Source organism: Streptomyces sp. NPDC059900 (genome assembly GCF_050270335.1).
Classification (GTDB): domain Bacteria; phylum Actinomycetota; class Actinomycetes; order Streptomycetales; family Streptomycetaceae; genus Streptomyces.
Genome location: NZ_JBNNJZ010000718.1, coordinates 1 through 3,703 on the forward strand (window position 1 = coordinate 1; position 3,703 = coordinate 3,703).

Annotated in this window: 3 protein-coding genes and 2 pseudogenes; 3 read left to right on the top strand and 2 right to left on the bottom strand. The window is 70.7% G+C overall.

Annotated elements, in window-relative coordinates; all coding sequences use genetic code 11:
* Positions 1-83: 83 nt before the first annotated feature.
* Positions 84-995 (top strand): annotated as a pseudogene (locus ACQKIP_RS42635) (PP2C family protein-serine/threonine phosphatase); the annotation flags it as partial.
* 54 nt (positions 996-1,049) lie between these two features.
* Here the strand turns inward: ACQKIP_RS42635 and ACQKIP_RS42640 are convergent.
* Entirely contained in the window at positions 1,050-1,547 is a 498-nt protein-coding gene (locus ACQKIP_RS42640) for a MarR family winged helix-turn-helix transcriptional regulator (RefSeq protein ID WP_365864653.1), read from the bottom strand.
* 567 nt (positions 1,548-2,114) lie between these two features.
* Between ACQKIP_RS42640 and ACQKIP_RS42645 the strand changes: the two genes are divergently transcribed.
* Complete coding sequence (locus ACQKIP_RS42645) at positions 2,115-2,525, top strand: hypothetical protein (protein ID WP_365864652.1); 411 nt, start codon at positions 2,115-2,117, stop codon at positions 2,523-2,525.
* 6 nt (positions 2,526-2,531) lie between these two features.
* On the opposite strand, the pseudogene ACQKIP_RS42650 reads toward ACQKIP_RS42645, so the two are convergent.
* Positions 2,532-2,674, bottom strand: a pseudogene (locus ACQKIP_RS42650) (dihydrodipicolinate synthase family protein); the annotation flags it as partial.
* Positions 2,675-2,781: 107 nt separating this feature from the next.
* Here ACQKIP_RS42650 and ACQKIP_RS42655 point away from each other — a divergent pair.
* A complete protein-coding gene (locus ACQKIP_RS42655) occupies positions 2,782-3,525 on the top strand; it encodes a FadR/GntR family transcriptional regulator (RefSeq protein WP_365864649.1) in 744 nt (247 codons plus the stop codon).
* The last annotated feature ends 178 nt before the right edge of the window (positions 3,526-3,703 follow it).

The window sequence follows — 3,703 nt, forward strand, 5'->3', positions numbered from 1 at the left end:
CACGGGGGTGCCCTTCGGCTTCGGATGTGCGGGGAGTGGACATCCGCAGGATACCGGGGCGTTGTGGGCCGGAAATGAGGGCGGGTCCGGCGACCGTGCACCTGCCGGTGACCGTCCGGGGTGACCGGATGGGCGTTCTGACCGTCACCCTGCCGCAGGAGCAGTGCTCCCGGGCGCAGCTGGCGGACATGCAGCGCATCTGCGAGGCGCTGGGCCACGAGATCCTGGTCGCCGAACGCGACACCGATCTGTACCTCCTCGCGCGCCGGGCCAACCGCCTGACACTGGCCGCCGAGATGCAGTGGCAGCTGCTGCCCGGGCGCTCGGTGGCGCGTCCCGAGTTCGCCCTCGGCGCCCATCTGGAACCCGCCTACGCCATCTACGGCGACAACTTCGACTGGTCGGTCTCCGCACACCACCTCACGCTCACCGTGACCAACGGCATGGGTCAGGGGATGGAAGCGGCGCTCCTGAGCAACCTCGTGGTGAACGCGCTGCGCAACGCCCGCCGCGCCGGACTCGACCTTCCCGGCCAGGCGAGCCTCGCCGACCAGGCCGTCTATGCGCAGTACCGCGGTGAGCTGCACGCCTCCGTCCTGCTGCTGCGCTTCGATCTCGCCACCGGCGAGGTGGAGGCCGTCGATGCCGGATCCCCCCGCATGTGGCGGCTGCGGGGCCGGTCGGTCGAGTCCGTCGACTTCGACGCGCAGCTTCCCCTCGGGATGTTCGAGGAGACGGCCTATGTCGCGGAGCGCCTCCGGATCGAACCGGGCGACCGCATCCTGATCGGCAGCGACGGGGTCTTCGACAGCGTCTCGCAGGCGGGGGAGCGGTACGGCGAGCGGGCTCTTGCCCGGTCCCTGTCCGCGCACCGTCTGCTGCCGGCCTCGCAGGTGCCGCAGGCGGTACTGCGCGATCTCGGTGAGTACCGGGGGGCGCTGCCCCTGGAGGACGACGCTCTGGTGGTCTGCCTCGACTGGTTCGGGCGGGTATGACGCGCCGGTGACAGGCGGGGCCGGCCGGGGCAGGGCGGGCGCGCGGCGGTCCGGCTAGCCCACCGAGCGCCAGGTTCTGGCGTCGTCGCCGTCCTGCCCGGGCGCGGACGCGACGTCGCGGAAGGCTCTGAGCCCTTCGAGCAGCGCGCGCCGCGCCTTGGGCGGCATGGCGTCGATGGTGGCCATCAATATGCCCTCGCGGCGCTTGCGCAGGTCGGTGAGGTAGGCCCGGCCGAGGCTGGTGAGGCGCAGCTCCAGCTCCCGTCTGCTGACCGGACTTGGTGTGCGTTCGATCAGGCCGGTGGCCTGCAACCGGTCGCACAGGCGGCTCACCGACGGCGGAGCCGACTTCAGGGCTTCGGAGAGCATCCGCAGGTTGATGCCTTCCTCGCGGTCCAGTGCGTACAGCACGCGCAACTGGGACGGAGACACGGGCCCGGTCGGAACGGCCTCACGTCCCTGCTCCCACATGACCTCGAGCAGTTCGATGAACTCGGAACCCGCATGAGCCGCATCCCGGGACCTGCGATCGGGTTCGGGACTCAGTCCCATATCGATGACACTCCGATCGACGTCGTCTCTCTCGTACATCTTGCCACCGGGGCACGGTCCACACACCGAGACCTGGTCGGCCGACAAGGACACGCGGGTCGCGGGGAGCGAAGACCGTGCTTACGACGTGTGGCAGCCCCGAGAATGCGCGACGGCCCCGTCGGACTTCTTTCCGCTGACGGGGCTGGGTGCGACGAGAGCGCTGATGGTGCACGCAACACCGGATCGCATCTCGGCGCCGACGGTTGTGCCAGGAAGCATAGTGGAAACCGGCCCGGTCTTCGCCGACCGGTCGGGGATTCGAGAAAGCCGGTAGCCCGCGAGGGGCGGGCCACGCCCTCTCACGCGGCGATCCCGCTCCGCCGGCGCGGGGCGCCCGGCATCAACAACGCGTAAAGACTGCCGGAGTGCGGCAGTGCGCCGGGACCGGCCCGCGGACCAGGATGGTCGTGGCAGGAACGGGGGGCGAGGTTCCGGTGCCGGTCCGCGTGAGCGGGCTCCGGCACCGGAACCCGAGCCGCAGCGGGGGGCGAAGGGGGTGGCGGGATGGGGGAGTTTCTCCATTCCGTGGCAGGATTCCCCGCCATCCTCTTCAGCGCCGCACTCCCGGTGGTCCTGGGCTTCTGGCTGCTCGTCGCACTCGGCGGCGCCGATGCCGGCACCTTCGACTCGGATGCGGACGCCGGTGCGGTGGGCCTCGGCGGCGTGCCGGTATCCGTCGCCGCCTCCCTGCTGACGGTGGTGGGCTGGATCACCAGCCTGTCCGGCTCGATCCTGATCGGGCGGGCCGCCCCGGCCGGACTCGTGCACGCGGCCGCGGACGTCGCTCTTCTCTTCGCCTCCCTCTCGGTCGCCTGGTGCGTGACGCGCTGCCTCATCCGTCCGCTGGCCAGGCTGTTCCCCGACGGGCCTGCCGGGACGGCGCCCCGCGAGATCAGCGGGCCCGGGACAGCCCCGCACGCATCAGGGCCGTCTTGAAGGCTCCGAGAGCATCGTCGCGTCGACGACCGGCTCATGTCCGGTGAGCACCGAGAACTCCGCCAAGTCTGTTGTCCCTGGGGCAAGTCGGCGGAACGTGCCGTCTCGCCGCCGGAGTCCTTCACCCCGGCGATCACGCCGTCCGCGGCGGCAGATCGGCCGGAACTCGGACATAAGACGTAAGATGTCTGATGCCTTGATAGCGTGGGAACGTAGCTTGGCAATCGAAAGGGGTCAAGAGGTGGGGAGTTCTCCCATGCCCGGAGCGCCGGCGTCCGGTGCGAAACCCGGACGGCAACTGCTGCGGCAGGAGGTCGTCGAGGGCATCAAGCGCTACATCCTGGAGGAGCGGCTGCGCCCTGGGGACCCGCTGCCCACTGAGCCGGCCCTGTGCGAGGCGCTGGGCGCGAGCCGCTCCAGCGTCCGCGAGGCCGTCAAGATCCTCAACGCCCTGGACATCGTCGAGGTCCGCCACGGCCACGGCACCTACGTCGGCAGGCTGAGCCTGTCGGCCCTGGTGGAGAGTCTGACCTTCCGCGGTCTGCTGTCACCGGGCGACGACTTCCAGGTGCTCGCGGACCTCGTGGACGTACGTGAGCTCGTCGAGCGCGGGATGGCCGACCGCATCGTCACGGCGCTCGACTCCGGCCAACTCGACACGCTGCAGAGCCTCGTGGCCGACATGCGCGAGGGCGCGGGGGAGGGGCGCGGCTTCGTGGAGGCGGACCGGGCCTTTCACGCACTGCTCGTGGAGCCGCTCGGCAACGAGCTGGTCGAGCAGCTCTCGATGGCCTTCTGGGACGTGTACGCGATCGTCGCGCCGCACCTGGACGGATTCACGCACGCCGACGAGACCGAGACCATCGCCGCGCACCAGAAAATCGTGGACGCCGCGCGGGCCGGTGACGCCGCTGCCTTCATGCAGTCGCTGAGCGAGCACTACGCACCGGTGCGGCGCCGGATCTCCGAGGCCCGCGCCCGCGACGCCGCCCAAGCCTGACCTGCTCCTGCGCCCTCCCGATGGCTCTGCCGGGTCGTGTTTCCGGCAGAGCGGAGCCCTTGACGGCCGTCGGGGACGCTGCCTAGGGTCCCGTCTGCCGCCAGGACGTCAGACGTCTTCTGTCTGATGGTCCGGCGTTCAGCATCCCGGTCCCACCCCAGGAGGGCGCCTCCATGCC

Bases quoted from the DNA above. Each gene is read 5' to 3' on its own strand.
- ACQKIP_RS42640 (WP_365864653.1), bottom strand. From the start codon at position 1,547: ATGGGACTGAGTCCCGAACCCGATCGCAGGTCCCGGGATGCGGCTCAT.
- ACQKIP_RS42655 (WP_365864649.1), top strand. From the start codon at position 2,782: ATGCCCGGAGCGCCGGCGTCCGGTGCGAAACCCGGACGGCAACTGCTG.